The organism is Streptomyces sp. NPDC054872 (assembly GCF_053610705.1).
The window spans coordinates 1-23,952 of sequence record NZ_JBSGYY010000029.1 but is presented as its reverse complement, the minus strand read 5'-3'; the positions used below and the strand labels follow the sequence as shown (position 1 = coordinate 23,952).

General features: G+C 70.0%; 21 protein-coding genes and 2 pseudogenes. 6 read left to right on the top strand and 17 right to left on the bottom strand.

The genetic code is table 11. The annotated features are described in order from the left end of the window. Positions 1-27 precede the first annotated feature (27 nt). The 3 genes from ACWGIH_RS29660 to ACWGIH_RS29650 form a co-directional block, all read right to left on the bottom strand. Complete coding sequence (locus ACWGIH_RS29660) at positions 28-690, bottom strand: M15 family metallopeptidase (RefSeq protein ID WP_453442697.1); 663 nt, start codon at positions 688-690, stop codon at positions 28-30. Between the two features lie 323 nt (positions 691-1,013). Further along, complete coding sequence (locus tag ACWGIH_RS29655) at positions 1,014-4,076, bottom strand: BTAD domain-containing putative transcriptional regulator (protein WP_453442699.1); 3,063 nt, start codon at positions 4,074-4,076, stop codon at positions 1,014-1,016. A 156-nt stretch (positions 4,077-4,232) separates the two neighbouring features. After that, positions 4,233-5,849 (bottom strand): MFS transporter, encoded by a 1,617-nt coding sequence (locus ACWGIH_RS29650; RefSeq protein WP_453442700.1) that lies wholly within the window; start codon positions 5,847-5,849, stop codon positions 4,233-4,235. A gap of 247 nt (positions 5,850-6,096) precedes the next feature. Here ACWGIH_RS29650 and ACWGIH_RS29645 point away from each other — a divergent pair, with 247 nt between their 5' ends. Beyond that, entirely contained in the window at positions 6,097-6,309 is a 213-nt protein-coding gene (locus ACWGIH_RS29645) for a DUF4287 domain-containing protein (RefSeq protein WP_453442702.1), read from the top strand. Between the two features lie 6 nt (positions 6,310-6,315). Here ACWGIH_RS29645 and ACWGIH_RS29640 read toward each other — a convergent pair whose 3' ends face one another. Beyond that, entirely contained in the window at positions 6,316-7,860 is a 1,545-nt protein-coding gene (locus ACWGIH_RS29640; protein WP_453442704.1) for an FAD-dependent oxidoreductase, read from the bottom strand. A 129-nt stretch (positions 7,861-7,989) separates the two neighbouring features. Further along, the gene (locus ACWGIH_RS29635) at positions 7,990-8,904 is read right to left on the bottom strand and encodes an AurF N-oxygenase family protein (protein WP_453442706.1); all 915 of its coding nucleotides are present in this window, start codon (positions 8,902-8,904) and stop codon (positions 7,990-7,992) included. 332 nt (positions 8,905-9,236) lie between these two features. Here ACWGIH_RS29635 and ACWGIH_RS29630 point away from each other — a divergent pair, with 332 nt between their 5' ends. Continuing rightward, positions 9,237-10,616, top strand: a complete 1,380-nt coding sequence (locus ACWGIH_RS29630) for an alpha-amylase (RefSeq protein WP_453442707.1) — start codon at positions 9,237-9,239, stop codon at positions 10,614-10,616. 32 nt (positions 10,617-10,648) lie between these two features. Here ACWGIH_RS29630 and ACWGIH_RS29625 read toward each other — a convergent pair whose 3' ends face one another. Together ACWGIH_RS29625 and ACWGIH_RS29620 are read right to left on the bottom strand one after the other, a co-directional pair. Continuing rightward, on the bottom strand, positions 10,649-11,077 hold the full coding sequence (locus ACWGIH_RS29625; RefSeq protein ID WP_453442709.1) for a nitroreductase/quinone reductase family protein: 429 nt from the start codon (positions 11,075-11,077) through the stop codon (positions 10,649-10,651). 30 nt (positions 11,078-11,107) lie between these two features. Beyond that, complete coding sequence (locus ACWGIH_RS29620) at positions 11,108-11,659, bottom strand: TetR/AcrR family transcriptional regulator (RefSeq protein WP_453442711.1); 552 nt, start codon at positions 11,657-11,659, stop codon at positions 11,108-11,110. Positions 11,660-11,829: 170 nt separating this feature from the next. On the opposite strand from ACWGIH_RS29620, the gene ACWGIH_RS29615 reads away from it, so the two are divergent. Then, positions 11,830-12,297 (top strand): nuclear transport factor 2 family protein, encoded by a 468-nt coding sequence (locus tag ACWGIH_RS29615; protein ID WP_453442713.1) that lies wholly within the window; start codon positions 11,830-11,832, stop codon positions 12,295-12,297. Here the strand turns inward: ACWGIH_RS29615 and ACWGIH_RS29610 are convergent. The 9 genes and pseudogenes from ACWGIH_RS29610 to ACWGIH_RS29570 all read right to left on the bottom strand — a co-directional run bounded on the left by ACWGIH_RS29610 (position 12,278) and on the right by ACWGIH_RS29570 (position 21,074). Then, entirely contained in the window at positions 12,278-13,498 is a 1,221-nt protein-coding gene (locus tag ACWGIH_RS29610) for an MFS transporter (RefSeq protein WP_453442715.1), read from the bottom strand. The genes ACWGIH_RS29615 and ACWGIH_RS29610 overlap by 20 nt on opposite strands. Further along, positions 13,495-14,721, bottom strand: coding sequence for an ATP-grasp domain-containing protein (locus ACWGIH_RS29605; protein WP_453442717.1), 1,227 nt, complete (start codon positions 14,719-14,721; stop codon positions 13,495-13,497). Before ACWGIH_RS29605 ends, ACWGIH_RS29610 begins: the two co-directional genes overlap by 4 nt. Continuing rightward, positions 14,718-15,810, bottom strand: a pseudogene (locus tag ACWGIH_RS29600) (pyridoxal-phosphate dependent enzyme). Before ACWGIH_RS29600 ends, ACWGIH_RS29605 begins: the two are co-directional and overlap by 4 nt. After that, on the bottom strand, positions 15,807-16,817 hold the full coding sequence (locus ACWGIH_RS29595; protein WP_453442719.1) for an ABC transporter substrate-binding protein: 1,011 nt from the start codon (positions 16,815-16,817) through the stop codon (positions 15,807-15,809). Before ACWGIH_RS29595 ends, ACWGIH_RS29600 begins: the two are co-directional and overlap by 4 nt. Continuing rightward, the gene (locus ACWGIH_RS29590; protein ID WP_453442721.1) at positions 16,814-17,629 is read right to left on the bottom strand and encodes an ABC transporter ATP-binding protein; all 816 of its coding nucleotides are present in this window, start codon (positions 17,627-17,629) and stop codon (positions 16,814-16,816) included. Before ACWGIH_RS29590 ends, ACWGIH_RS29595 begins: the two co-directional genes overlap by 4 nt. Further along, complete coding sequence (locus tag ACWGIH_RS29585; RefSeq protein ID WP_453442722.1) at positions 17,630-18,757, bottom strand: FecCD family ABC transporter permease; 1,128 nt, start codon at positions 18,755-18,757, stop codon at positions 17,630-17,632. A 123-nt stretch (positions 18,758-18,880) separates the two neighbouring features. Continuing rightward, on the bottom strand, positions 18,881-19,624 hold the full coding sequence (locus tag ACWGIH_RS29580) for a class I SAM-dependent methyltransferase (protein ID WP_453442724.1): 744 nt from the start codon (positions 19,622-19,624) through the stop codon (positions 18,881-18,883). Between the two features lie 167 nt (positions 19,625-19,791). Continuing rightward, the gene (locus tag ACWGIH_RS29575; RefSeq protein WP_453442725.1) at positions 19,792-20,235 is read right to left on the bottom strand and encodes an ATP-binding protein; all 444 of its coding nucleotides are present in this window, start codon (positions 20,233-20,235) and stop codon (positions 19,792-19,794) included. Between the two features lie 98 nt (positions 20,236-20,333). Beyond that, positions 20,334-21,074 carry a GntR family transcriptional regulator gene (locus ACWGIH_RS29570; RefSeq protein WP_453442726.1) on the bottom strand — a complete coding sequence of 247 codons (741 nt, stop codon included), beginning with the start codon at positions 21,072-21,074 and terminating at the stop codon, positions 20,334-20,336. An 81-nt stretch (positions 21,075-21,155) separates the two neighbouring features. On the opposite strand from ACWGIH_RS29570, the gene ACWGIH_RS29565 reads away from it, so the two are divergent. The 3 genes from ACWGIH_RS29565 (at position 21,156) to ACWGIH_RS29555 (ending at position 23,256) form a co-directional block, all read left to right on the top strand. Continuing rightward, the gene (locus ACWGIH_RS29565; protein ID WP_453442727.1) at positions 21,156-22,268 is read left to right on the top strand and encodes a DUF1152 domain-containing protein; all 1,113 of its coding nucleotides are present in this window, start codon (positions 21,156-21,158) and stop codon (positions 22,266-22,268) included. 131 nt (positions 22,269-22,399) lie between these two features. Next, entirely contained in the window at positions 22,400-22,801 is a 402-nt protein-coding gene (locus ACWGIH_RS29560) for a hypothetical protein (RefSeq protein WP_453442728.1), read from the top strand. Between the two features lie 230 nt (positions 22,802-23,031). Beyond that, a complete protein-coding gene (locus ACWGIH_RS29555) occupies positions 23,032-23,256 on the top strand; it encodes a hypothetical protein (protein ID WP_453442729.1) in 225 nt (74 codons plus the stop codon). A gap of 423 nt (positions 23,257-23,679) precedes the next feature. Here the strand turns inward: ACWGIH_RS29555 and ACWGIH_RS29550 are convergent. Further along, positions 23,680-23,874: pseudogene (locus tag ACWGIH_RS29550) on the bottom strand (site-specific integrase); the annotation flags it as partial. Positions 23,875-23,952: the final 78 nt, after the last annotated feature.

Here is a 23,952-nt window from a genome sequence, read left to right as displayed (position 1 = left end):
GCGGCCGCTGTCGTGAGGACGGTGGTCTCAGGGCGCCGGGGCGACCGTCACCGGCCCGTATCGCGCGCTGGACGCCTCCGTCGCGAGGGCCCAGTAGCGGTCGCCGTAGGACCAGTGCCACCACTCCGTGGGGTAGTTGACCAGGCCCGCGGTGGCGAGGGCCGCGGTGAGGGTGCGGCGGTTGCGGCGGGCCGCCGGCGAGATCAGGGCGCTGTCCATGTAGCAGGCGCCGTCGCTCTCCTCGGGGCTTGCGTTCACCGGCGTGCCGAGGTCGAGTTCGGTGCCCGACGCGGTGCGCAGGGTGAGGTCGACGGCGGCGCCCGCGACATGCGGACCCACGTCCGGCGGCGAGAGGGAGCGGCTCGTCTGCTGCTGCAGGTAGGCGTCCGACCAGTCCGGGTTGGCCTTCCTCAGCTCGGCGGCGTACTCCTCGAAGTACTGGATCTGCAGGGCAAGCGGGCGGTATCCCTCGGTGACCAGGAGGCGCAGCCCCTCGGGCAGCAGCCGGGCGGCGCGGGCCAGGCGCCAGGCGACGCCCTCGCGCAGCTGGGCGTAGGCCCCGTCTTGGTCGGCCAGGCGGTCGTCGACGTCCACGAAGGGCAGTTGGCGCAGGTCCACGAGGGCTTCGCCGCAGTCGTGTACCGGGATGCCGACGACTCGGGGGTCGTTCATGAGGATGATCGACGTCATGTCTGCCCCTTCGTGGCGACGGCGGGCACAGCTCCGGGGACGGACTGCCGCCCGGCCCCGGAGTCCCCTCCGTGCCCTGGCAGGGGCGCTACGCGACGAGCGGCCCACACGACCGACGATGTCGGTGGTGTGGGCCGTACGAGGCATCAGTGGCCTTCCCCCGTGCTTCCCCCGATGAATTCCGCTGAGTCCCCCGTTGTTTCCTGCGATCCCCCGTTGCCGTCGGCGTGTTCACCCGCCGACAACCAGAGCGTGACGCAGGCCGCTGCAAATTCTCTGCAAGTCCGGGGCAAGCGGATTGCAGGACCGTCATTTCGGGCGGTTCAGAGCCCCGGCTCGTTCCGTTCCCGCGCCTCGTAAGCCGTGAAGACCTCCCGCGCCTCGGCGCGCAGCGCGGCTGCCGCCGCTCGGTCACCCGCGGCCTCGCGCGCCGCCGCGAGGTCACGCAGGGTGCGGGCGCGGGGAAGCGGAAGCCCCAGGTCGTTCCAGAGGTCGGCGGCCGCGGTCAGGTGTTGTTCGGCGGTGTCCAGGCGGCCCGCGGCGAGCTCGCACTCGCCGAGGGTGCGCATGCCCAGTGCCTCTCCGAAGCGGTCGCGCTGGCCGCGGCAGATGTCGAGTACGTCGCGGATCTCGGCCTCCGCCTCGACCGGACGGCCCAGCCTGATGCGGGACTTGGCCCGCGCCTGCATCGCGTAGGCGAGCATGAGCGGGTCCCCCAGGGTGCTCAGCAGGTCCACCGCACGCCCCGACAGCTCCTCCGCCGCCGCGTACTCGCCGACGGCGCGGTGCACAAGCCCGAGCGAGCGCAGCGTGAGCGATTCGCCGCGACGGCTGCCGAGCCTGCGGTAGGCCCGCAGCGATTCGTCGAGGAAGGAGCGGGAGGCCGCGAAGTCACCGAGTTCGAGCTGGACGGATCCGGCGTACCGGCAGGACAGGCCGAGGCCCGGATCGTCGTGGAGCTCGCGGAAACCGTCGACGGCGCGCACCAGGGTCTCCTGTGCCGCACGCAGGCGCCCCGCCTCGCGCAGGGCGCTGCCGAGCCCGGCGAAGGCCGCGGCCCGTCCGCGTACGTCACCGAGCTCGGCGCAGAGGCCCGCCGCCTGCTTGAAGTAACCCTGGGACTCGGGGAACCGGTCCTGTTCGTAACGGAGTTGGCCGAGACCGATGAGCAACAGCGCCTCGCCCGCCCTGTTCTCGGCGCGGCGGGCCGCGGCCAGTGCCGCGTCATGGGTGCGCCACCACGCCTCGAAGCGGTTGCCGACGGTGTACGCGGAGGAGCACAGCGCCGCCGCGGCCTCGCAGGAGAGGGTGTGCAGGTCGAGGGCTGCCGCGCGCTCGACGGCGGCGGCAATCGCGTCGGCCTCGGCCTCGAACCAGGCGGCCGGATCGGCGAGAGCCCGCTGGGCGGCTTCGGGTCCGACGGGCCGCACGAGTTGCCGCAGGGAGCGGCCGGAGCCGTTCGCACTGGTGGAGTCCAGGAGCCCGCGGTGCAGTTCGACCGCGCCCGAGGGTGTGGCGGACGCGGCGAGGCCGGTGAGCCAGAGCCAGGCGCCCAGCGCGCGGCCGACGGCGGCCGCCCGTTCGGCGGGCGGGTCCTCGGCGTCGGCGCGCTCGGCGGCGTACACACGGACCAGGTCGTGGGGCCGGTACCGGGGCTGGCCCGCGCGGTCGACACCGGTGCAGTGCAGGAGCTGTGCGTCGATGAGCTGCTCCACGACACGGTCCGCCTCGGCCTCCGGCACGTCGAGCAGGGCGGTCACCACCCACGCGGCGACATCGGGTGCGGCGAGCAGGCCGAGGCGGCGCAGGGCGGTGCGGGCGGGGGCGTCCAGGGCCCGGTAGCTCAGGCCGAGGCCGGCCCGGACCTCCAGGTCGCCGACGGCGAGTTCGTCCAGGCGGTGGTGTTCGTCGGCGAGCCGGTCGGCGAGCATGCGCGCGGTCCAGTGGCGGCGGGTGGCCAGGCGGGCGCCCGCGATGCGGATGGCGAGCGGGAGCCCGCCGCACAGTTCGACGATGCGCCGGGCGGCGTCCGGTTCGTCCCTGACGTGGCGCTCCCCCGCGACGCGTCCGAGGAGTTCCGTCCCCGGTTCCGTGTCGAGCACGTCGATATCGGTGCGGTGGGTACAGGGCAGGGCGCCGAGGCGTGCCCGCGCGGTGATGAGCACTCCGCAGGTGGCGCTTCCGGGAAGCAGTGGGCGCACCTGGGACTCGCTGGCCGCGTCGTCGAGCACGAGCAGCACGCGGCGTCCGGCGACCAGGCTGCGGAAGAGGTCGCGCCGCTCGGCGTCCCCGTCGGGCGGATCGGCCCCCAGGGCGTAGAGGAGCCGGCCGAGGACTTCGCCGGGCGCCACCGGGTCTGTGGCGCCGCGCAGTTCGGCGTACAGCTGTCCGTCCGGGTAGGCGCCGGCGACCTGGTGCGCGGCCCGTACCCCCAGGGTCGACTTGCCGACACCGCCGGGCCCGGACAGCACGACGACCGGCATGGCCTCACGGGGCCCGGACAGCGCGGCCCGTATGTCGGTCAGTTGCGCGTCCCGGCCGGTGAAGTCGCCGATGGTGGGCGGCAGAAGGGCCGCCACGGGGACAGCGGCGGCATCCCGGAAGCCGGTGGCGGGCTCGGGGTCGCCCGGCTCGGCGGGCAGCAGCTCCTCGTCGGCCCGCAGGATCGCCTCGTGCATCCGTCTGAGGTCGGGGCCGGGATCGATGCCGAGCTCCTGGGACAGAACCTCGCGGCCCTCGGCATAGACCGCGAGCGCGTCGGCCTGGCGCCCCAACCGGTAGAGGGCGAGCATCAGTTGGCCGCGCGGCCGCTCCCGGGTGGGATGCCTGGAGACCAGGGCGGTGAGTTCGGCCACCAGGTCCCTCTCCCGGCCCGACCGGGCCAGCTGGGCGGCGATCCGGTCCTCGACGACCGCCTGCCGCGCCTCGTCCAGCTGGTCGGCCACGGCCCGCAGTGTCTCGCCGATCCCGCCGAGCGCGGGGCCGCGCCACAGCGCCAGGGCCTCCCCCAACAGTCGTGCGGCGGCGCCATGGTCTCCTTCGGCGGCCGCCTGCCTGCCCCGTACGGCGAGGCGCTCGAACTCGACCCGGTCGACGAGGGTGGCGTCCGCGTGGATCAGATAGCCGGGCGGCCGGGTCTCGATGACGTCGGCGGGCAGCGCGCGGCGCAGCGCGGAGACATACGACTGGATCAGGGAACGTGCCGTGTCCGGCGGCCTCTCGCCCCAGATGGCGTCGATCAGGGCGTCGACCGACACCACACGCCCCGGCTCCAGGAGCAGCGCCGCCAGGAGTGCCCGCGGCTTGGGTCCGCCGAGACCGAGGCGGCGGCCCGCACGCCACGCCTCGACCGGGCCCAGTAAGCGGTAGTCGGTGTCCGTGTCCAAGCCCGTCTCCTGGGTCCTTGCCCCGCGCCGCCCCCACCGTCCCGCCCCCGACCGGCTGGTCATACTACGTCTGCCCGCAATCAACTCGCGTGCACACCAAGGGAATCAGGCCATCCGCCGACGGAGCGCCGCGCGGGGCCTGGGTGCGGGCGGTTCTCAGTCGGGCGCGGCAGGGCCCTTCCGGGGAGAAGAACCCTCACCCGCGTCCCGCTCCGGCACGTCCGCCGCAGGTGCGAGCGGCATGCCGCCGCCCTGGAGGCGCTCAAGGTCGGCGGGCCGCACCTGGATGACCAGCAGGGCGATCAACGCGGCGACTACGGCGAAGACGGCCGCGGCGATGAAGGAACTGGAGATGCCCGAGGCGAGGACCTGGTCGCCCCAGCGTCCCGGCAGCTCCCCCGTCCTGCGGAACTGGAGCTGCTCGGCCCGGGTCGCCTCCGCCAGGAAGCGGGGAACCTGATCCGTGGCCTCGTTGCGGCTGGCCGTGCCGAAGACCGTGACCAGGACGGACAGGCCGAGCGAACCGCCCACCTGCTGGGTGGCGTTGAGGATACCGGAGGCCGCTCCGGCGTCCCGCGACTCCACGCCCGACACCGCCATCAGCGTCAGCGACACGAACTGCATGCCCATCCCGAAGCCGAAGACCAGCACGGGACCGAGCAGGCTTCCCACGTACGTGCTGTCGACGTCGGTCAGCGTCAGCCAGCCGAGCCCGACGGCGGCAAGCACCGCGCCCACCACCATGAAGGGCTTGGGCCCCCACTTGGGCAGCAGCTGCGAGGCGAGCCCCGCGCCGACCGCGATGATCGCGCTCACCGGCAGAAAGGCCAGACCGGCGCGGAGCGGGCTGAAGTCCAGGATGTTCTGCACGAAGAGCGTCAGGAAGAAGAACATGCCGAACATGGCCGCTGCCAGGCACAGCATCATTCCGTAGACACCCGCGCGATTGCGGTCGCGGAACATCCACAGGGGCGTGATGGGCTGCCTCGAACGGCGCTCGACGGCAAGGAACAGGCCCAGCAGGACGACGGCCGCCGCGAACGCCGCGATGGTCACGCTGTCGCTCCAGCCGTCCTCGGAGGCACGGATGAACCCGTAGACGAGCAGCACCATGCCCACCGTGGAGGTGAGGGCGCCGAGGATGTCGAAGTGCCCCGGGTGCCGCTCGGACTCACGGATGTAGCGGGGTGTGGCGAAGGCGATGAGCAGGCCGATGGGGATGTTCACGAACAGGACCCAGCGCCAGTCGAGCCACTCCACGAGCAGTCCGCCGGCGAGCAGCCCGATGGCGCTGCCGCCCGCCGAGACCGCCGCGAACACACCGAACGCCCGGTTGCGCTCGGGTCCTTCGCGGAAGGTCGTGGTGATCAGCGAGAGGGCGGTCGGCGAGGCGATGGCACCGCCGACGCCCTGCAGCGAGCGCGCGGCGAGCAACTGCCAGGATTCCTGGGAGAGTCCGCCGAGCAGCGAGGCGAAGACGAAGAGCAGGACGCCGAACATGAAGACCCTGCGGCGCCCGAGGATGTCACCGAGGCGCCCGCCGAGCAGGAGCAGACCGCCGAACGTCAGCGTGTAGGCGTTGATCACCCAGGACAGGGACTCGGTCGAGAAGCCGAGCGAGCTCTGGATGTGCGGAAGCGCGATGTTCACGATGGTGATGTCGAGAACCACCATCAGCTGGCACGAGGCGATGACGAGGAGTGCGATACCGCTGCCGCTGCCCCGCTTCGGGGAGGCGGCAGGCTCCGAGGGTGTCGCGCGAGAGCCCGTCATGGGAGTGCCGGTGTATCGGTCGAGCGGTGAACGGGGGCGTTCACTGCTCTCAGGCTAAGCCCGGCCATCGGGCCCCGCCAATCGCCCGCGAGGCACGGCCGCCGACCCCCTGGCGGCCCGCGCCGGACGCCGCCGGCAGCCCGATCCGGCCGGGGTGTGACCCACGACACCCCGGCCGGCCGATGACTCGATCGTGTCCCACGCGTCTACCTGGCAACAACACTCCGCAAGACGGGACGGCGTCACCATGACCGAAGCCACCAAGGGCCCTGCCAGCTACTTCCCCTCGATCGAGAAGAAGTACGGGCGGCCGATCACGGAGTGGAAGGACCTCATCCGTTCGTCGCCGCTGACCAAGCACATGGACCTCGTCGGCTGGCTCAAGACCGAGCACGGTCTGGGGCACGGACACGCCAACGCCCTGGTCGCGCACACCCTGGCCGAGTCCCGCGCGAAGTGAGCCGGCCTACCGGCTCAGGACCGCGCTGCCCTTTCCGTTGCGGCGCCGCGCGAGCCGGTGGAAGGCCTTCGGGGCACTCCGCCGGGAGGGCAGGGCGCCGGCGACCGCGTCGGCAAGGAGCGTGGTGACCGTCTCGGCGGCGCAGGTGCGGTTGGCGCCGATCCCACCGCTGGGCCCTCGCTTGATCCAGCCCACGACATAGGTGCCGGGCTGTCCTGCCACCCGGCCGCCCTCGTGCGGGACGGTGCCTGTGGCGTCGTCGAAGGGCAGTCCGGCGACCGGCACCCCGCGGTAGCCGATCGCGCGCAGGACCATGCGCGCGCCGATCGTCCGCTCCCCCGACGCCTCCGCGACGCGCACGCCCTGGACGCTCTGGTCGCCGAGCATCTCCAGCGGGGCCGAGTGGAAGCGGAGCACGATACGCCGACCGGGGGCGGGTTCCCGCGTCCAGTCGACGGGCTCGCGCGTGACGCCGCGCAGGAGGGCTGCCCTGCCCTTCGGATCGGTCGCCTGGTCCGCTGCGTCGATGGCGGCCCCGGTCCGGGGGTCGTGGTCGTCCACGATCAGATCCAGGCCCGGTACGTGCTTGAGGGCGAGCAGTTCGGACTTGGTGTAGGCGGCGTCCTCGGGGCCCCGCCGTCCGAGCAGGACCACCTCGCGCACCTTGGCGGACCGCAGCGCCGCGAGCGCGTGGTCGGCGATGTCCGTGCGGGCGAGGCTGTCGGGGTCGGCGAGCAGGATGCGGGCGACGTCGAGGGCCACGTTGCCGTTGCCGACGACGACCACGCGCTCGGCGGACAGGTCGATCGCGTCCGGCGTCGCGTCCGGGTGGCCGTTGTACCAGGCGACGAAGGCCCTCGCGGACATGCTGCCGGGCAGGTCCTCGCCCGGCACGGACAGCGTGCGATCGGCCGACGCGCCCACGGCGTAGATGACCGCGTCGTGATGGGCGGCCAGCTCCTGCGCGGTGACGTCGGCGCCCACGTCGAGACCGAGATGCATCCGCACCCTTGGATGCGTGTGGAACCGCGCGAAGGTGTCGCCGACCTTCCTGGTGGCGGGATGGTCGGGCGCCACGCCGAAGCGCACGAGGCCGCCGGTCACGGGCAGCCGGTCGATGAGGGTCACTTCGGCGCTGGTGTGCAGGAGCAGGTCCTGAACCGCGTACATCCCGGCCGGTCCCGTGCCGACGACGGCGACCTTGAGCGGCGCGAAGTCCGACGGCAGGACCCGCGGGAAGGACGGCTCGTCCCAGGCGTGGAAGTTCGGCCCGTCCGGGGCCGGTTCGGGCGCCCGGTCCTCGAAGTACGCCGCGTTGATCGCCTCGTACTCCCGTTGGGCGGCGGGCAGGCTGTCCACCGGGAAGATCGCCTCGACGGGACAGGCGTCGGCGCAGGCGCCGCAGCCTATGCAGGTGGCCGGGTCGATGTGCAGCATCTCCGTGCTGCCGAACGCCCTTTCCTGCGGGGTCGGGTGGATGCAGTTGACCGGGCAGACCGCGACGCAGGTGGCATCGTTGCAGCAGGTCTGGGTGATGGCGTAGGAGGTCATGTCGTCGGCTCGACTCGCTCGGGTCTGGTGAGGCCGGCTCAGGTGAGGCCCACTCAGGTCGGGCCGGCCCAGCGGGGGTTGACTCAGAGGGGATTGGTTCAGAGGAGATTTGGCTCAGACGAGATGGGCTCAGATGAGATGGGCGCGCTTGTAGAAGGCAAGGGCCGGCTTGGTGAGCAGCTTGGAGGAGGCCAGGAACTCCATCAGGCCCGAACAGCTGGACCGCATCATGGACTTGTGGTGTTCGTTGGCCTTCGCCTCGGCGAGGGCGCGCTTCTCGTCGAGCCCGGCGTTCTCGTACACCTTGGGGTTCACCATGCTGGTGACGATGTAGTACGAGGCGATGGCGACGACGAAGGCGTTGATCTGGCGGCGCAGCGGGCCCGCCCCGGAGAGTCGCTTGGTCGTCTGGTCGCGGGCGAACTTCATGTGCCGGGATTCCTCGACGACATGGATGTTGTTGATCGTGCGGACGAACGGCACGACACGCTCGTCGCGCATCCAGTCGCGCTGCATGACGTCGAGCACCTCTTCGGCCACGAGGATCGCGGCGTAGGCCGCCTCGCCGAAGGCCACCGTCTTGAACGCGCGGCCGAGCTCCATCGCGAACCGCTTGGGCCGGTAGGCGGGAGCGCCCAGCTTCCGGGCGCCGCGGGCGAACATGATCGAGTGCCGGCATTCCTCGGCTATCTCGGTGAGCGCCCACTGCACTTCGTCGCTGGCCGGGTCCTTCATGTACACATCGCGGAGCACCATTTGCTGGAGGATCATCTCGAACCAGATGCCCGTGCTGGCCACCGACGCGGCTTCCTGCCGCGTCAGCTCCTTGCGCTGCGCCTCGGTGAGCTCCTGCCAGTAGGCCGTGCCGTACAGGGAGCACCATTCCGGGCTCGCGCCGTGGAAGTCCCGGTCGAGGGGGGTCTCCCAGTCCACCTCGGTGGCCGGGTCATAGGCCAGCTCGGCGGCCGAGTCGAGCAACCGCCGGGCCACGTCGTCTTCTTCGGGGTGATCGTGCGATGCCGGCCGAACAGTGCTGCTTGCCATGCTGCGGCTCCTTGACTCTGATGCGTACGTTCTCTTGTTCGCTCAGGCAACGGACCGGGGCGCCGTTCCGCAACGCGCCGCGGCCCGCTTGTTAGACAGACCGTATAACAAGGAAAGCGGCGAGCCTACCCCTGAGTAAGAAGTGAATTCACGCAAGTTCTTGCAGCAACGACCCCCTTGGCGGAGGGAGTAGTTGAAATTTCTTGCAGAAAGCATTGACGCGTACATGAGCGAGAGGCAGGCTCCCCCTCGGAATCCCCCCACGGCAGCCTCCCCCACGAGTAGTTGCCTTCTCAGGGCACAGCTGTGCCCGGTCCAGAAGGAGCCGCAGCATGCAGTACCGTTCCCGCCTGCTTGGCGCGACGTCGGCCGGGGTCCTGGCCGCGGCCGGTCTCGCGACGTTCGCGCCCTGGCAGTCGCAGGCGACACCGCCCGGCGAGAAGACCGTCACCGCCACCATGTTCGAGCGGCAGTTCGCGGACGTGGGCAAGGCCTGCACCGAGCAGCTCGGTCCGGCGGGCTACGGCTACGTCCAGGTGTCACCCGCCTCCGAGCACATACAGGGCGACCAGTGGTGGACCTCGTACCAGCCCGTCAGTTACCGGATCGCGGGGCGCCTCGGCGACCGCGCCGCCTTCAAGGGCATGGTCGACGCCTGTCACCAGGCAGGCGTCAAGGTCATCGCGGACGCCGTCGTCAACCACATGGCGGCGGGCTCGGGCACGGGCACCGGTGGCACCGCGTACGGCAAGTACGAGTATCCCGGCTCCTTCCGGGACGCGGACTTCCACACCTGCCGCACGAGCATCAACGACTACACCAGCCGTGACAACGTCCAGAACTGCGAACTGGTGGGCCTTGCCGACCTCGACACCGGCAGCGACGCGGTCCGCGGCACCATCGCCGCGTACCTCGACGACCTGCGGTCCCTCGGCGTGGACGGCTTCCGCATCGATGCCGCCAAGCACATGGCCGCCGACGACGTCGCCGCCATCAAGGGCAAGATGGGCGATCCCGGGTTCTGGGTGTCGGAGGTCATCCACGGCGGCGGCGAGGCCGTGCAGCCCGACGAGTACACCGGCGTCGGGGACGTCGACGAGTTCCGCTACGGCGGGCACCTCAAGAGTGCCTTCCAGGGCGGCGACATAGCGCAGCTGAAATCGGTCGCGGACGGCAAACTGGGCAGCGGCTCGGCCCGTACGTTCGTCGACAACTGGGACACCGAGCGCAACGGCTCGACCCTCACCTACAAGGACGGCGAGACCTACTCCCTGGCCAACGTCTTCATGCTCGCGTCCCCCTACGGCTCACCGAACGTGTACTCCGGCTACGAGTGGTCCGAGAAGGACGCGGGCCCGCCCAGCGGCGCGGACGGCTGGACGAACACCCATGCCCAGCAGGCGATCACCGGCCTCGTCGGGTTCCGCAACGAGGTGGGCGCCGCCGAGCTGACCGACTGGTGGGACAACGGCGGCAGCGCCCTCGCCTTCGGCCGCGGCGCCAAGGGGTTCATGGCCCTCAACAACGGCGACGGCGAGCTGTCCCAGACCTTCGCGACGTCCCTGCCCGGCGGCACCTACTGCAATGTCGCCAAGGCGTCCGCGGACGACTGCGAGGGAAACACGGTCACCGTCGGGGATGACGGAAAGATCGAGACCACCCTGCCCGCCCGCAGCGCCCTGGCCCTGCACACCGGGGCGAAGGCGAACTGACCGGACGGACCGGACTGACTGAACTGACTGGCCTACGCCAGGCGGAACACCGGGTGACGTGGCGACTCGGCGGCGAACTCCTCGTCCGTCGAGTCGCCCGTCACGTCGAAGTAGGGTCGGGTGACGGGCACTTCGCGCCAGTACTGACGCAACACGGGGACGCTTTCCTCAGGGCCCAGCTCGATCACGCGCACGGTCTGGGACGTGCCGCCCCTGCTGAGCTCGATCTGTCCGGCCACGCGGGCATTGCGCACCCAGTTGCTCACCCCGTAGGCGCCGACGACCCAGCGCTCACCCCCGGCCGACATCACGTCGACCGGAGTGGAGAACAGCCGGCCCGACTTCCTGCCGCGCACGGTGAGGATGTACCGGTAGCTCTTGCCCATCCCGCGCCGGGTCATCGCCTGGAACACGCCATTGATCAGACGCGTCCCGAAACCGACGCGATACGTCTTCGCCATCAGCCCTTCTTCCTGTTCCGCGGCCGGCGTTCACCGCGCGGCCAGCAACTGAGCCGCGCCCTGCCGGGCTTGGCGCGCCGGCTCGGGTGAGCCCGATATGGCGGCCGCGGTCATGGCCCCCTCCGCGAGCAGGACCAACGGGCCGACAGTCTGCCCGGATTCGCCCGCGGCGGCCACAAGTCCCGCCATGTAGTCACGGAAGGCGCGCTTGTGCGCCCGGACGGTGTCGGCCAACGCCGGGTCGACGGCACCGAGTTCACCGAAGGAGTTGATGAACGCGCAGCCCCGGAAGTCCGGTTCGGAGAACCACTCGTAGAGCCAGTCGTAGACCCCGAGCACGCGCTCCGTGCCTGCCGGCCGGGCGTCGGCGTACTCGGCGAGCCGCGCCCTCCAGCGGCGGTCGCGCCGTTCGAGCCAGGCGCGGACCAACTCCGATTTCGACGGGAAGACCTGGTAGAGGCGCTTGAGTGACACGCCGGACGCCGTCCGCACCTGGTCCATGCCCACGGCCTGGACTCCTCGCTCGTAGAAGAGCTCGTCGGCGGCGTCGAGCAGCCTGACTTCCGCTTCGGCGCGATCCATGAGGGCTCCAGGCAGGGTGAGAACGTACGTTCTCCCAGGCTACTACGGGGTCGTGGGGGCGCGCACCGACGCACCATTGCGCGAGAACGACCGTTCTCCTATCGTGGGCGACCCGAGGACGGAGAACGCTCGTTCTCCATCCTCATCCCCCTCGACCTGAGGAGCCACCCATGAGCACCCGCCCGCCAGTTCCACCGTTCACCAGGGAGACCGCGACCGAGAAGGTCCGCCTCGCCGAGGACGGCTGGAACTCCCGCGATCCCGAGAAAGTGGCCCTCGCCTACAGCAAGGACTCCCGCTGGCGCAATCGCGCGGAGTTCGTCACGGGGCGCGACGCCATCGCCGCCTTCCTCTCCCGCAAGTGGGACCGCGAGCTGGACTACCGCCTCATCAAGGAACTGTGGGCGTACGACGGCCACCGCATCGCGGTGCGCTTCGCCTACGAATGGCATGACGACTCCGGCCACTGGTACCGCTCGTACGGCAACGAGAACTGGGAGTTCGACCCCGACGGCCTGATGCGGACCCGGCACGCGTCCATCAACGACCTGCCCATCGAGGAGTCCGACCGCACGTACCACTGGCCGCTCGGCCGCCGCCCCGACGACCACCCCGGCCTCAGTGACCTCGGCCTCTGACAGCGGCCCAGCGGCTCAAGAGCAGCGGCAGCAGTCCGCACTGCGTGGCCACCGCGACCCAGAACAAATTGGCGCTGCCGCCGCGTTCGGCGAACTGGTAACCCACGCCTCCCGTCACCCCGCTGGCGAAGGCCCCGATCCCGGCCGCGAGCCGCTGGTGGCCGAACACGACCGCCGGCGCACGCGGCGACCGGTCGAGGGCCTCGAGGTCGTTCTTGAAGAAGAGGACGATCTCACCGAGACAGACGAGCAGGGCACCGGCCATGATCGCGGCGTGGTTGCCGACGGCGAGCGTGGCCATCCCCGCGGCCATCGCGCCGAAACCGAGCCACAGGGCCCGGGCGTAGGGCAGGCGTGCGATCCGGTCCGAGAGGAGGGGCTGCGCGACGACGAGCAGCAGGGCGTAGAGCGCGAGGACCAGTCCGTAGTACGTGGTCGAGGTGCGGGGCACCGCGTACAGCGCGAGGTAGTGCTGGAAGAACATGAAGACGTACAGGCTCAGCACGGTGGTCGTGAAGGGCAGCAAGGCGAGGCCGGCGAACACCCTCTCCCTGCGGGCAGGCGTCCGTTCTCGGCCTGTCCCGGCACTCCGCCCGCGGTCCGGGTTCTCGACCGGCAGCAGGCCATGGCCCACGGTGATCGCCGCGAACAGCGCGGTCACTGCCGTGAAGAGTCCGGCAGAGGCGCTGAGGACGAAGGGCGCCGCGGCCAGCGGCCCCAGGGCGATGCCCGCGTTCAGGGCCGAGCTGCTCGCGGACAGCAACAAGGGGCGCTGCCCGGCGTCGGCCTCATGTATCAGGTAGGCCTTGTTCGCGGGCAGGTAGAGGGCGGCGCCGACCGACACCAGGAAGAGGGCGAGGACGGCGGCTGCCGGGTGGCGCAGGCCGGGAAGAAAGCAGGCGAAGCCCGCCGTACGGATCGACAGGGCGAGCAGCATCGTGTGCCGCAGCCCGATGCGCTCGGCCACCGCGCCGCCGACCACTCCGCCCGAGAACTGCACCAGCGAGGCGACGGCCAGCACGACGCCGACCGTGCCGAGCCCCATGCCGAGCCGCTCGTGCAGCAGCACCGACATGAAGGGCAGGACGGCGAAGCTGCCCAGCGGGATCAGGAACGACCCCGCGAGCAGGAAGCGTTGCGGCCCGGTGAGCCGCGCGATGCCCGAGCGCAGGCGCCCGCGCGGCTTGCCGAGGAGTGTCACACCGGGGCGTCGGCGGCGACGAGCGGCCGTATGCTCCCGGCCGCGCTGAGCGCACGGTGCAGGGCGAGTTCCGCTGTGGCGCCCTCCGCCAGGACGATCCCGGTGCAGCCGCGCTGATCACGTACGTGTTCCAGGCGGTCGCCGGGGGCCGCGGTGGGGTACCACTCGGGCGAGCCGGGGAAGGCGGGGAGGCCGTCCACGCCAGACCATCCGGTGAGGGTGCCGGGCCGGTCGGGATAGAGGAGGACGAATCCCGTGGCGGGGCCGGTGGCCCCCGGTGCGTCGAGCAGGGCGGGACGCAGGCCGAGCGCGACGGCGATCATCGCGTCGTACACGTTGGTGCGCAGGGCGCGGCACAGGGCCTCACCGACGAGCGCGCCGCCGATGCGCCGGTTGATCTCGACGAGCTCCGGTCCTTCGGTGGTGAGGACGAACTCGACGTGTGCGAAACCTTCGTCGTGGCCCGCGGTGGCGAGGACGCGCGCCACCCAGTCCTGGATCAGGGCGAAGTCCCCTTCCGGCAGGGCGACGGGGAAGGCGGCGGCCTCCTCACGGACGGACGGCTCGGCAGACATCTGGCGGCTGAGCACACCCAGGAGCTTCGTCTCACCCGCCCAGCTGAGCGTCTCCGCGCTGTAGACGGGCCCGGCGAAGAAGGGCTCCGCGAACAGCCGCCCGGAGAACGGGCGTCGGGAGGCTTCACGGAGCGCGGCGTGCAGCTGCCGCTCGTCACGGACCAGCCAGACGTTGCGGGACGAGGTGCCCGCCGAGTCCTTGAGGACCACCGGCAGGCCGATCTGCCGCAGCACCTCTTCGGCCGCTGCGGGCTCGGCCGGGATCGTGAGGGCGGGCCCGCGGCTCAGGTTCTGTCCGTGCAGGAGGTTGCGCACCCGGGACTTGTCCCGCAGGACGCGGACCGCGGCCGGGTCGGGTCCGGGCAGGCCGAGTTCGGCGGCGAGATCCGCGCCGGGCACGCTCCAGGTGTCGGTCGAGTTGATGAGCCCCTTCAGGTCCGGTACCGCTGCCAGGGCCTCGGCGCACGCGGCCGTGTCACGGGTGTCCGCGTCGACGATGTCGAGTGCGCCCGGTGCCAGGCGGTCCAGCTCGTGTCGGTACACGGCTCGGTTGCCCGTGAGCAGGCAGAGGCGGTGCCCGGCTACGTCGGCCGCCTCGACCAGCCGTCCGAGGCCGAAGGTGAGTGCTTCCAGGGCGGCGATCGTCACGATGCCTGTCCCTCCTTCTCATGCGTCTCGTGCATCTGGTGCTTCTTCGTGCGTACGTCGTAACTGCGCCGGTTCCACTCCATCGCCGACCACGGCAGCGCGAGGTCGGTCAGCTCCGTGATCTGGTGCGGCTTGAGGGTGCGCGGGTCGAGCGCCTCCTGGTGCCGGGCGAAGACTCGTTCGGTGTAGCGGTGTCCCGTGTCGGCGCCGATCACCAGATGCATCCGGTCCGGGTTACGGGCCGCCTCCCAGCCCGTGACGAGGTGTGCCGCACCGGTGGAGAGACCGGCGAACACCGCGTGCGCGCGCAGCAGATCGACGGCTCCCGCCATCGCGTGCCGGAAGTCCACCCAGTGGAGGGTGTCGTACAGCTCGTGTCGGACGTTGTCGAAGGGGATCGAGCTGCCGATCCCGGCGATGATCGCCTCGGGATCGCTGAAGTCCTCGCTGCCGAACGTGACGCTGCCGTTAGGGCTGGAGGCCCAACAGCCGCACGTCCCGGCCGCGTTGACGCAACGGCTGGACGAGGCCCCCGGTCGAGGCCCCGGTGCCGACAGCCCCGACCACGGTCAGTTGGGCGTCGGGCAGCGCGGCGTCGACCAGGTCCGCGAACTCCTCGTAACCCGCGTAGTGCACGCCGTCGTGGTACTGGCGCATCCAGTGCAAGTCGGTCCGCTCGCCCAGCAGTTGACGCACGCGACGCACCCGCCGCTCCTGGTCGAGCCGCAGATTGTCGGAGGGCGGCATCTGGTCCACCGTGGCACCGAGGATCTCCAACTGGGCCCGCATCGCGCCGTCGACGGTGGTGGACGCCACGATGTGGCAGCCGAGCCCGTAGCGGTGGCACGCCATGGCGAGGGCAAGGGCGTAGATGCCGCTGGAACTGTCGACGAGGGTCTGGCCGGGCCGCACGGTCCCGCGCTCCAGGAGGGTGCGGACCGCGCCGAGAGCCGCGTACACCTTCATCGTCTCGAAGCGCGCGAGGACGACGTTGTCGGAGAGTCGCAGCAGGTCGGGGGCCTTGATCGCGTCGGTGATGTGACCGTGAACGGTGGCCGCGGAGGGTGCTGCCGTGCGCAAGGGGGTCATCGGCCCACCGACCGGAGGTAGCCGCCCAGGCGCTCGGCGCCCTTGACGTTGCGCGGGCCGCTGACGGCGTCGCCGTAGGACATGACGAAGAAGCGGCTCTCCTTCACGGCCGGGACCGACTTCAGGCTGTCGAGCGACTTCAGGTAGGCGATCTTCTCCTTGGCCGGCTGGTCGGCGTAGTCGATGATGACGATGACTTCGGGCTTCGCCTTGATGACCGGTTCCCAACCCACCGTCGTCCAGCCCTTGTTGAGGCCGTCGAAGACGTTCGTGCCGCCCGCTGCCTTGATGATGTCGTTCGGTGCGGCATGGCGTCCGGCGGTGAAGGGCTGGTCGGTGCCGGAGTCGTAGACGAAGACCTTGGCCGGGTCGCCCTTCTCGGGCCAGGTCTTCTTCAGGGTGGCGACGCGTCCCTTGAGGTCGGTGACGAGCTTCTCGGCGCGCTTCTCCACGCCGAAGATCCGGCCCAGGTTGTCCAGGTCCGTGTAGAGCGCCTCCAGGGGTGTGACGTCGATGCTCTTGTCGCCGTAGTCCCAGCACGTCTCGGTGTGCAGATAGCTGGCGGACCCGACCTTCTTCAGGAGAGCGGGCGTGATGCCGCGCTCCTCGCTGAAGCCGGAGTTCCAGCCGGCGAAGACGAAGTCGGCCTTGGCGTCGGCCACGATCTCGCGGGTGATGCGCTCGGTGCCGAGGCGCTCCACGTCCGCGTAGTCCTCGCGCCAGGGCGATCGCTTGATGGAGGGGTCTCCGAGCTTGTTCATGACGTAGCCGCGCATCCGGTCGGCGAGGCCGAGGGAGAACATCTTCTCGGCGCCACTGACGTCGTAGGCCACCGGCCGCTCGGGGCGGGTGTACGTGATGTTCTCGCCGCAGTTGGAGATGGTGACCGTCTCCGCCTTGTTCTCCGCCGTGGGCTCGACCTCGGCGCCGCAGCCGGTGGTCAGGAGCCCGGTCGTGAGAAGCGCGGCGGCTGCCGCCAGGGCGCGGGGCAGCGGTGGTCGGATCATGAGTGCGGTCCTTCTGCCAGGGCGTCGGCGGGTGCCGGGGTGCCGGTGGGGGCGAGGTCGTAGACGAGCTGGGGGATGCCGGTGCGGGGGTGGTGCACGACGGTGGCGTCGACGCCGAACACCTTGCGGATCAACTCGGGGTTCAGGACGTCCGCCGGGGTGCCCGTGGCGACCAGGGAGCCGCCGCTGAGGACAGCGATGCTGTCGCAGGCGGCGGCCGCCAGATTGAGGTCGTGCAGGGCCGTGAGCACGGTGAGTCCCGATCCGCGCAGGAAGGAGAGGAGCTCCACCTGGTGGCGGATGTCGAGGTGGTTGGTGGGCTCGTCGAGGACCAGGACGCGGGGTTCCTGGACGAGAGCACGCGCCACGAGCACGCGCTGCCGCTCACCGCCGGAGAGGGTGAGCACGCTACGGTCCGTGAGGTGGGTGACGTCGAGCCGGTCCATCGCCTGTCGGCACAGGACGCGTTCGCGTGCCGTGAGGGGCTGGTTGCCGCGTGCGTGCGGGGCGCGGCCGAGGGCCACGACCTCCCCGACCGTGAAGTCGAGTTCGGTGTGGCTCTCCTGGGTGAGCGCGGCGATCGACCGGGCGCTGTCGCGCAGCTTGAGGGTCGTCAGGTCGGATCCGTCCAGGAGGACGGCTCCGGACGTCGGCTTCAGCGCCCGGTAGACGCAGCGCAGGGCGGTGGACTTGCCGCTGCCGTTCGGGCCGACGAGCCCGACGACGTGCCCGTCCTCCACCTCGATGTTCAACCGGTCGACCAGGGCGCGCCCCGCCGCCTCGACGGACAGCTCCCGCAGTACGAGGGTCATCTACCGCCCTCCGAACAGATAGCCGCGGCGGCGCATCAGCACGATGAACACCGGTACGCCGATCAGCGCGGTGATGACCCCGAGCGGCAGTTCCTCGGGGGCGAAGGCGGTACGGGCGACGAGGTCGACCCAGACCAGGAAGCAGGCCCCGGCGAGCGGTGCGACGGCGAGGACCCGGCGGTGGGTCGAGCCGACGAGGATGCGCACGACATGCGGCAGGACGAGCCCGACGAAGCCGATCGCCCCGCTGACCGCGACGATCAGGCCGGTGACCGCCGCCGTGAGCAGGAAGAGTCGGCGCCGCAGCGCCTCCGCGTCCACGCCCAGACTGGCCGCGGTCTCGTCCCCGAGCGACAGCACGTCAAGGGACCTGCTCTGGCGCAGCAGCACCACGACCGTCACCAGTACGGCGCCGGCCGCCAGCGGGAGTGACTCCCAGGACGCCGAGCCAAGACTGCCGAGCAGCCAGAAGAGGACCGTACGGGCGGCCTGCCCGTTCGGCGAGAGGAAGACGAGCACGCTCATCAGCGCCTGGAACCCGTACGCAAGCGCGACGCCCGTCAGGACCAGGCGCAACGGCGTCAGACCGAGCGGCCCCCGCGCGGCCAGATACACCAGCACGGTGGCTCCGAGCGCCCCGAGGAACGCGGCGGCGGACAGGGCGTAGACGCCCAGACCGGCGAAGACCCCGAACACCACGACCGCGGTGGCCCCGACGGAGGCTCCGGAGGAGATGCCGAGGACGAACGGGTCCGCGAGGGCGTTGCGCACCAGCGCCTGGATGGCGACGCCGACGACCGAGAGCCCCGCCCCCACCACGGCTGCGAGCAGCACCCGTGGGGTGCGCACATGCCAGACGATGGAGTAGCCGGTGACGTCGTCGGCCCCGATGCTGCCGCCGGTGAGGGCGGCGGTCAGGAAACGCACGACGTCCCCGAGCGGCACGACGGTGGGGCCGAGGGCGATCCCGGCGAGGACGGAGACGACCAGTGTCACGGAGAGCACGGTCAGCGTGGTCACCAGCCGCCCGCGGCCCGCCTTGCCCGCCTCCGGCTCATGAGGAGCCGCCTGCAGCGAGGCGGCCCCCGGCGATGCCTCCGTCGAGGCATCGGATGTGGCCTCGGTCATGACGTCCCTTCACCCGTAGGACAGTTGGCAGCGATGTGGTGTGGCCGCCTCTGCACGGGCGGCACCATCCAGTAGTCGGCGGGCGTCGCCGCCGAGTTCCCGGAGATTCACGAACTGCCCCGGTCAGCGGGCGGGCTTGCTCCCTCGCACGATGAGGCGCCGCGAGTGGTGGTCGTAGGGCTCGCCGTCGAAGCCGCCGAAGCACTCCACGCCGGTAAAACCCGCGTCCTCAAGGAGGGTGCGCAGCTCGGCCGCGCTGAAGAGGAAGGAGGTGATGGAGGCCTCGCGCGCGACGCCGTCCCGCACGAGCGTCCAGTCGGTCCGCAGACGCGTCCAGCTGTCCAGGACGGTGTCGCGCTGCACCACGTACGCCCCGTCGAGTTCGACCAACTGAGGGTGGCCGATCCACCCGGCAAGCACTTCCTTGCCCATCACGTCGATCAGCAGCTGCCCGCCCGGCACCAGCGACTCATGAGCGTTGCGCAGCACCCGGAAGTTGTCCTGCGGGTCGTCGAAGTAGCCGAAGGAGGTGAAAACGTTCAGCACGACGTCGTACGTCTGGGGCTCGACGTGGGTGAGCATGTCGGCCCGGATCAGACGGACATCGACCGCGGCGTCCGCACACGCGGCCTCGGCCCGCTTCAGCAGCTCGGCGCTGAGGTCCACCCCCGTGACCGTGTAGCCACGGTGCACCAGCGGCACGAGGTAGAGGCCGGGCCCGCAGCACAGGTCGAGCACGCGACTGCCCGCCGGGAACGCCAGGAGCGGCGAGCGGGCGACGATGTCCGCCGTCTCCGCCCGCCGCCGCTCGGAGAACATCGTCTCGGAGAAGTCGGACCAGAATCCGTCGTCCTCGTACCAGTGCATGCTGCCGCGACCTCGATCCAGTGAGCCGTTCCGGCCCGTACACCACGGCTCCCTGAGCGACGGCGTACGGGACTTGCGCACCAGTGGTCGGCCACGGGTCGCTTCTGGTTCCCGTTCCATTTTCGGCATTGAGGTGGACGCCGATCTCGTAGGCCCTTAGCTGCCTCTTAGCCAGGCTTGAAGGCGCGATGCATGACGAAAACAATGACCGTCCCACCATGGAGGCTTGGGCCGGACCACCACTCGTCGGCCAGCGCGTCGACAAGAAGCAGGCCGCGCCCGTGAGCCTCCGTGGCCCGAGGTGAGCGCAGTCGGACGTGTGCGGGGCAGCCGGGATTGTCCACGTCCACGCGCAGCGCTTCACCTAAGCGGTACCAGCGGACGCGCACCCGCCAGGGCTCGTCCGCCTCTCCGTAGAGGATGGCGTTGGTGACCAACTCCGAGACCATCAGCACGCAGTCATCGGTGGAGCAGCCGAGTTGGTACGGCTCGGTGAACTTCCGGAACCAGCGGCGAGCGCGTCCGACCGACTCCGGGAGGGGATAGAGGACCATCCCGCCGAGTGGCTGGAGTAGGGCGTCGTCGCCGGAGTTGTCGTTGGTGCGCGTCATTGCGCTTCCCCTTCCGGTAAGTGGCTAAGGCCACTTACCGGATAGTGGCATTGGCCACTTCGGGCGGCAAGGGCTTCCGGGGAATCGCCGCCCACGACTCACCCCAACGGGTAACCCTGCTCGAACGCCCAGCGTCCCGGCGGATACACGGCCTCCGCGAACTCCAGCGGACCGTCCTGCAGGTCGTAGACGACATGATGAACCACGAGCACCGCAGCGGGCAGTTCGAGCCCAAGCTCGTCGCCTTCCTCCTCGGTGGCCAAGCGAGCGCAGACACGATCTTCGCCATAGCTGCCGCGACGGCCGGTGACTTCCTCGACGTACATGACCGTGCCTTCACGGATCCGCTCGGGTTCGACGAGCTTGGGTGCCCGGCGCCCCAGCTCCCCCGGGAACCAGGAGGTGGACACCTCGATTGGGCCGTCGTCCGAGTTGGTCACCCGCCGCCGCTGAACTGCGCGGCGGTCTTTGCCGAGTTCAAGCGCCTCGGCTACGTGGTCAGGCGCCTCTGCGTACCCGGCCGACGCGATGACCGCGTACTCCCCCGGCCCATAGATCCGCCCCACCTGGCGCGCCCGCCCATAGCGCTCACGCGCCCGCCGGTGGACTTGCTGATCGCGTACGTACGTCCCCGAGCCCTGCCGCTTCTCGACAAGCCCTTGATGCCGAAGCGCCTCCAAGGCGCGGGCGCTGGTGGGCCGGGAGACATTCCATTCGACAGCCAACTGCCGCTCGGACGGCACCTCTTCGCCTGCCCGCAGATCCCCACGCAGGATCTGATCGCGAAGGAACTGGGCAATCTGCAGGTACTTGGGCAAGGCCTCAGCGATCTCGGGCACGCGACATTCCCTTCACCGACTGGCTAATACCAGTGGCCACTATAAGTGCGCAGAGAGCGGACGGGCCCATACCCTGCTCTCGTGAAACGGCTCATAGTGGCAGCCGGGGGCGGCGGCGACGCGGTGGCAGCGGCGATGCTGCACACTGCCCTGTACGGGGACGACGGCGAGCCGGCGCTGATCCTGACGTACTCCTGGGACCGCCTGATCGTCGATCCGGTACCGGGCCCACGCACCCCCGCCGACTTCACCGGCCTATGCCAACTCACCCCCCGCGTCCGGGCAGTCCCCGGAAACGCGACCCTGCAGTCACAGCACGCGGCAACGCTCCCCCGTGTCGCAGCCGAACTCCCCCACACCTTCGCGTTGATCGACCCGTATGCCGGAGCAGCGGGTATCACCCAGCAACTCAACGAACTGATCGCCCACTTCACGCCGGAGACGGTCGACCTCTTGGACGTCGGCGGCGACATTCTGGCCCACGGCGACGAACCCACCCTGCGCAGCCCGCTGGCCGACGCCCTCACCCTGGCCGCCTGCACCCGCAGCGACGCGCCCGTACGCCTCCTCGTGGCGGGCCCCGGCCTCGATGGCGAGATCCCCGCAGACATCCTCCGCCCGCGCCTCGGCCCTCTGACCACGACCTTCACTCCCGAGCACGCCCAAGCCATCATCCCGGTGCTCACCTGGCACCCTTCCGAGGCCACAGCCTTGCTCACCGCCACCGCGCTGGGCGCCCGAGGCCTCTGCGAGGTCCGCGACGCCGGGCTCCCGGTCCCTCTCACCGCCGAAGGCCCCACCGTCCACCAGGTCGACCTGGCAACCGCGCTCGCCGCCAACCGCCTCGCCCAAGCCATCACCGCCACAACCACGCTCGACGAAGCGGAAAGCGCCTGCCGAACTGTCTGCGGCACATCCGAGATCGACTACGAACGCGCAAAGGCACAACGACTGAGCCAGCACAGGACAGGCCCTGTCGCCCCACACGACCTTCTGGCTCAGATCAAGGACTTCGAACAAGCTGCCATCACACGAGGCACCACCTACACAACCGTCCGCCGACTCACAGAGGCCCTGGGACTCGCCAATGAGGCACTCCAACACCTAACCCACCTGAACACCGCGCGCGGCAGCCACCTCCCCGCGTCTGTGTGGAAGCTGCGGCATGCGCAGGCGGGGCAAGCACGGGCCTGACCTGCCCAGAGCCCGCAGTAGGGACTACCGATCTATGGCGGGACCAATGGGCATCGCCACTAGAAAGACCAAAGGGGGGATGCGCAGTCCGGAGTGGATAGCTCCGGACTACTGGCGGGCACACAAACGGCATGGCAGACGAAGGCGACGCCCAGCGGCTCGCTGAGGATGCGAGGCTGTGGGGGCACATGCTTCACGAGAACAGCATTCTGTTCTCGGGCAATAACTTGTTCCTAGTAGGGCAGTCCCTGTTCGCGGTCGCCTACACAACACTGCTTACTTCAGGCGAGCATCTGTCCGCGGCGAGACTTCTCGCGACCTTCGGTCTGGTGATGGCCCTGGTGTGCATGTTCGTGTGTCATCGACAGTTTCACTACTACCGGGTGGTGCAAGACCAGGCGCAGCGCAGGCTGCCGGAGTTTGCGGTGACACGCGCGACGTGGGCGCGGAAACCCATTGCTCTCCTGCTGATCACGTACGGCTTGCCTCTGATGGCGGCAATTCTCTGGCTCTCGTTGCTGTTCGTGACCTGACCTACCCGGAGCCGACTGTTCCCCGTGCCCGCGGGCAGTCCTCCCGCATGGCGACCCCAGGGAATGACGAGCAGCGACGAGCCGAGGACGCCCGCCTTTGGGGGCATTGGCTACATGAAGGGGAGATGCTCTTTCAGAGGGGCAACCTGTTCCTCATCGCTCAATCACTCCTCACTGTCGCGTACAGCACCATTGCGACAGGCGGTCAAGGGCACGGACCAGCGCGAGTCATGGCCGCGTTCGGCATCGGGTTAACCACGGTGTGGCTCTTCGTTGGCGACCGGCACCTCAAATTCTGCCAAGCGATCTATCGGCGCACCCGGGCGAGGCTCCCCGATGTCGATGCTACTGAGGCGGTATGTCGCAGGCCGGGGCCCACCACGTTGCCGTTCATCGTCTACGGCCTGCCTGCGCTGGCTGCAGTGATGTGGATCGTCCTGCTCGTCATCACGTAGGGCATTTCTGATGGCTCTCAGTCGATCGCCGAGTGATCGATTGGCATTACATGCGCCCCTCCTGAGCCACTGTCTGCTCTACTGAAGCCGCCTGTTGCAGCCGAGAATCGGTTTCAAGAGCCGCCAGAAACGGTCTAGTCGGTTCAACTCCTACTGGGCGCTTCGGGCAGTGGGGGGCAGCACTCGTACACCTCGTTGGACAGGTCGTGTGCACTCGCGCAGATGCAACCGGGCATCGGGAGCTTTGTCATGGAGTTGCCCAAGCCATAGCTGTCAAGCGCTTACTGGTGTCTGACATCAACGTCTGATACCAACAGCCGCGTAAGGGCCCGGAATGAGCCGCACCACGGCAACCAACACCGGGCCGCCAAGCAGGTGAGAGCCAAGCTCATTCGTGTGCAGTGATCGACCTGATCAGGATACGGACGTGTGCTTGTACAGGCTGCGCAGGCACGCGGACCCACCCGGCTCCCATGCCATGATCGAGTCGACCACTACATCGGGGGCCTTGAGGATCAACAGGACAGTCGCGGCGATGTGACGCGCATCGTGCAGCCGCCCGTCACGAACACCCGCATCCGTCAGCAACTGCTTCCAGCGGTGATGGTCGGTGTTGGGGATCCTGCAAGAACTCGGCAGGGAGAAGCCGGGGTTCCTCCCCCCCCTGACCTACTCAAGACTCGTCGACCCGGACAC

Excerpts from the sequence above, each read along its gene's own strand:
- ACWGIH_RS29660 (WP_453442697.1), bottom strand. The coding sequence starts at position 690 with ATGACGTCGATCATCCTCATGAACGACCCCCGAGTCGTCGGCATCCCG.
- ACWGIH_RS29650 (WP_453442700.1), bottom strand. The coding sequence starts at position 5,849 with ATGACGGGCTCTCGCGCGACACCCTCGGAGCCTGCCGCCTCCCCGAAG.
- ACWGIH_RS29645 (WP_453442702.1), top strand. The coding sequence starts at position 6,097 with ATGACCGAAGCCACCAAGGGCCCTGCCAGCTACTTCCCCTCGATCGAG.
- ACWGIH_RS29640 (WP_453442704.1), bottom strand. The coding sequence starts at position 7,860 with ATGACCTCCTACGCCATCACCCAGACCTGCTGCAACGATGCCACCTGC.
- ACWGIH_RS29635 (WP_453442706.1), bottom strand. The coding sequence starts at position 8,904 with ATGGCAAGCAGCACTGTTCGGCCGGCATCGCACGATCACCCCGAAGAA.
- ACWGIH_RS29630 (WP_453442707.1), top strand. The coding sequence starts at position 9,237 with ATGCAGTACCGTTCCCGCCTGCTTGGCGCGACGTCGGCCGGGGTCCTG.
- ACWGIH_RS29625 (WP_453442709.1), bottom strand. The coding sequence starts at position 11,077 with ATGGCGAAGACGTATCGCGTCGGTTTCGGGACGCGTCTGATCAATGGC.
- ACWGIH_RS29620 (WP_453442711.1), bottom strand. The coding sequence starts at position 11,659 with ATGGATCGCGCCGAAGCGGAAGTCAGGCTGCTCGACGCCGCCGACGAG.
- ACWGIH_RS29615 (WP_453442713.1), top strand. The coding sequence starts at position 11,830 with ATGAGCACCCGCCCGCCAGTTCCACCGTTCACCAGGGAGACCGCGACC.
- ACWGIH_RS29595 (WP_453442719.1), bottom strand. The coding sequence starts at position 16,817 with ATGATCCGACCACCGCTGCCCCGCGCCCTGGCGGCAGCCGCCGCGCTT.
- ACWGIH_RS29590 (WP_453442721.1), bottom strand. The coding sequence starts at position 17,629 with ATGACCCTCGTACTGCGGGAGCTGTCCGTCGAGGCGGCGGGGCGCGCC.
- ACWGIH_RS29585 (WP_453442722.1), bottom strand. The coding sequence starts at position 18,757 with ATGACCGAGGCCACATCCGATGCCTCGACGGAGGCATCGCCGGGGGCC.
- ACWGIH_RS29580 (WP_453442724.1), bottom strand. The coding sequence starts at position 19,624 with ATGCACTGGTACGAGGACGACGGATTCTGGTCCGACTTCTCCGAGACG.
- ACWGIH_RS29575 (WP_453442725.1), bottom strand. The coding sequence starts at position 20,235 with ATGACGCGCACCAACGACAACTCCGGCGACGACGCCCTACTCCAGCCA.
- ACWGIH_RS29560 (WP_453442728.1), top strand. The coding sequence starts at position 22,400 with ATGGCAGACGAAGGCGACGCCCAGCGGCTCGCTGAGGATGCGAGGCTG.
- ACWGIH_RS29555 (WP_453442729.1), top strand. The coding sequence starts at position 23,032 with ATGGCCGCGTTCGGCATCGGGTTAACCACGGTGTGGCTCTTCGTTGGC.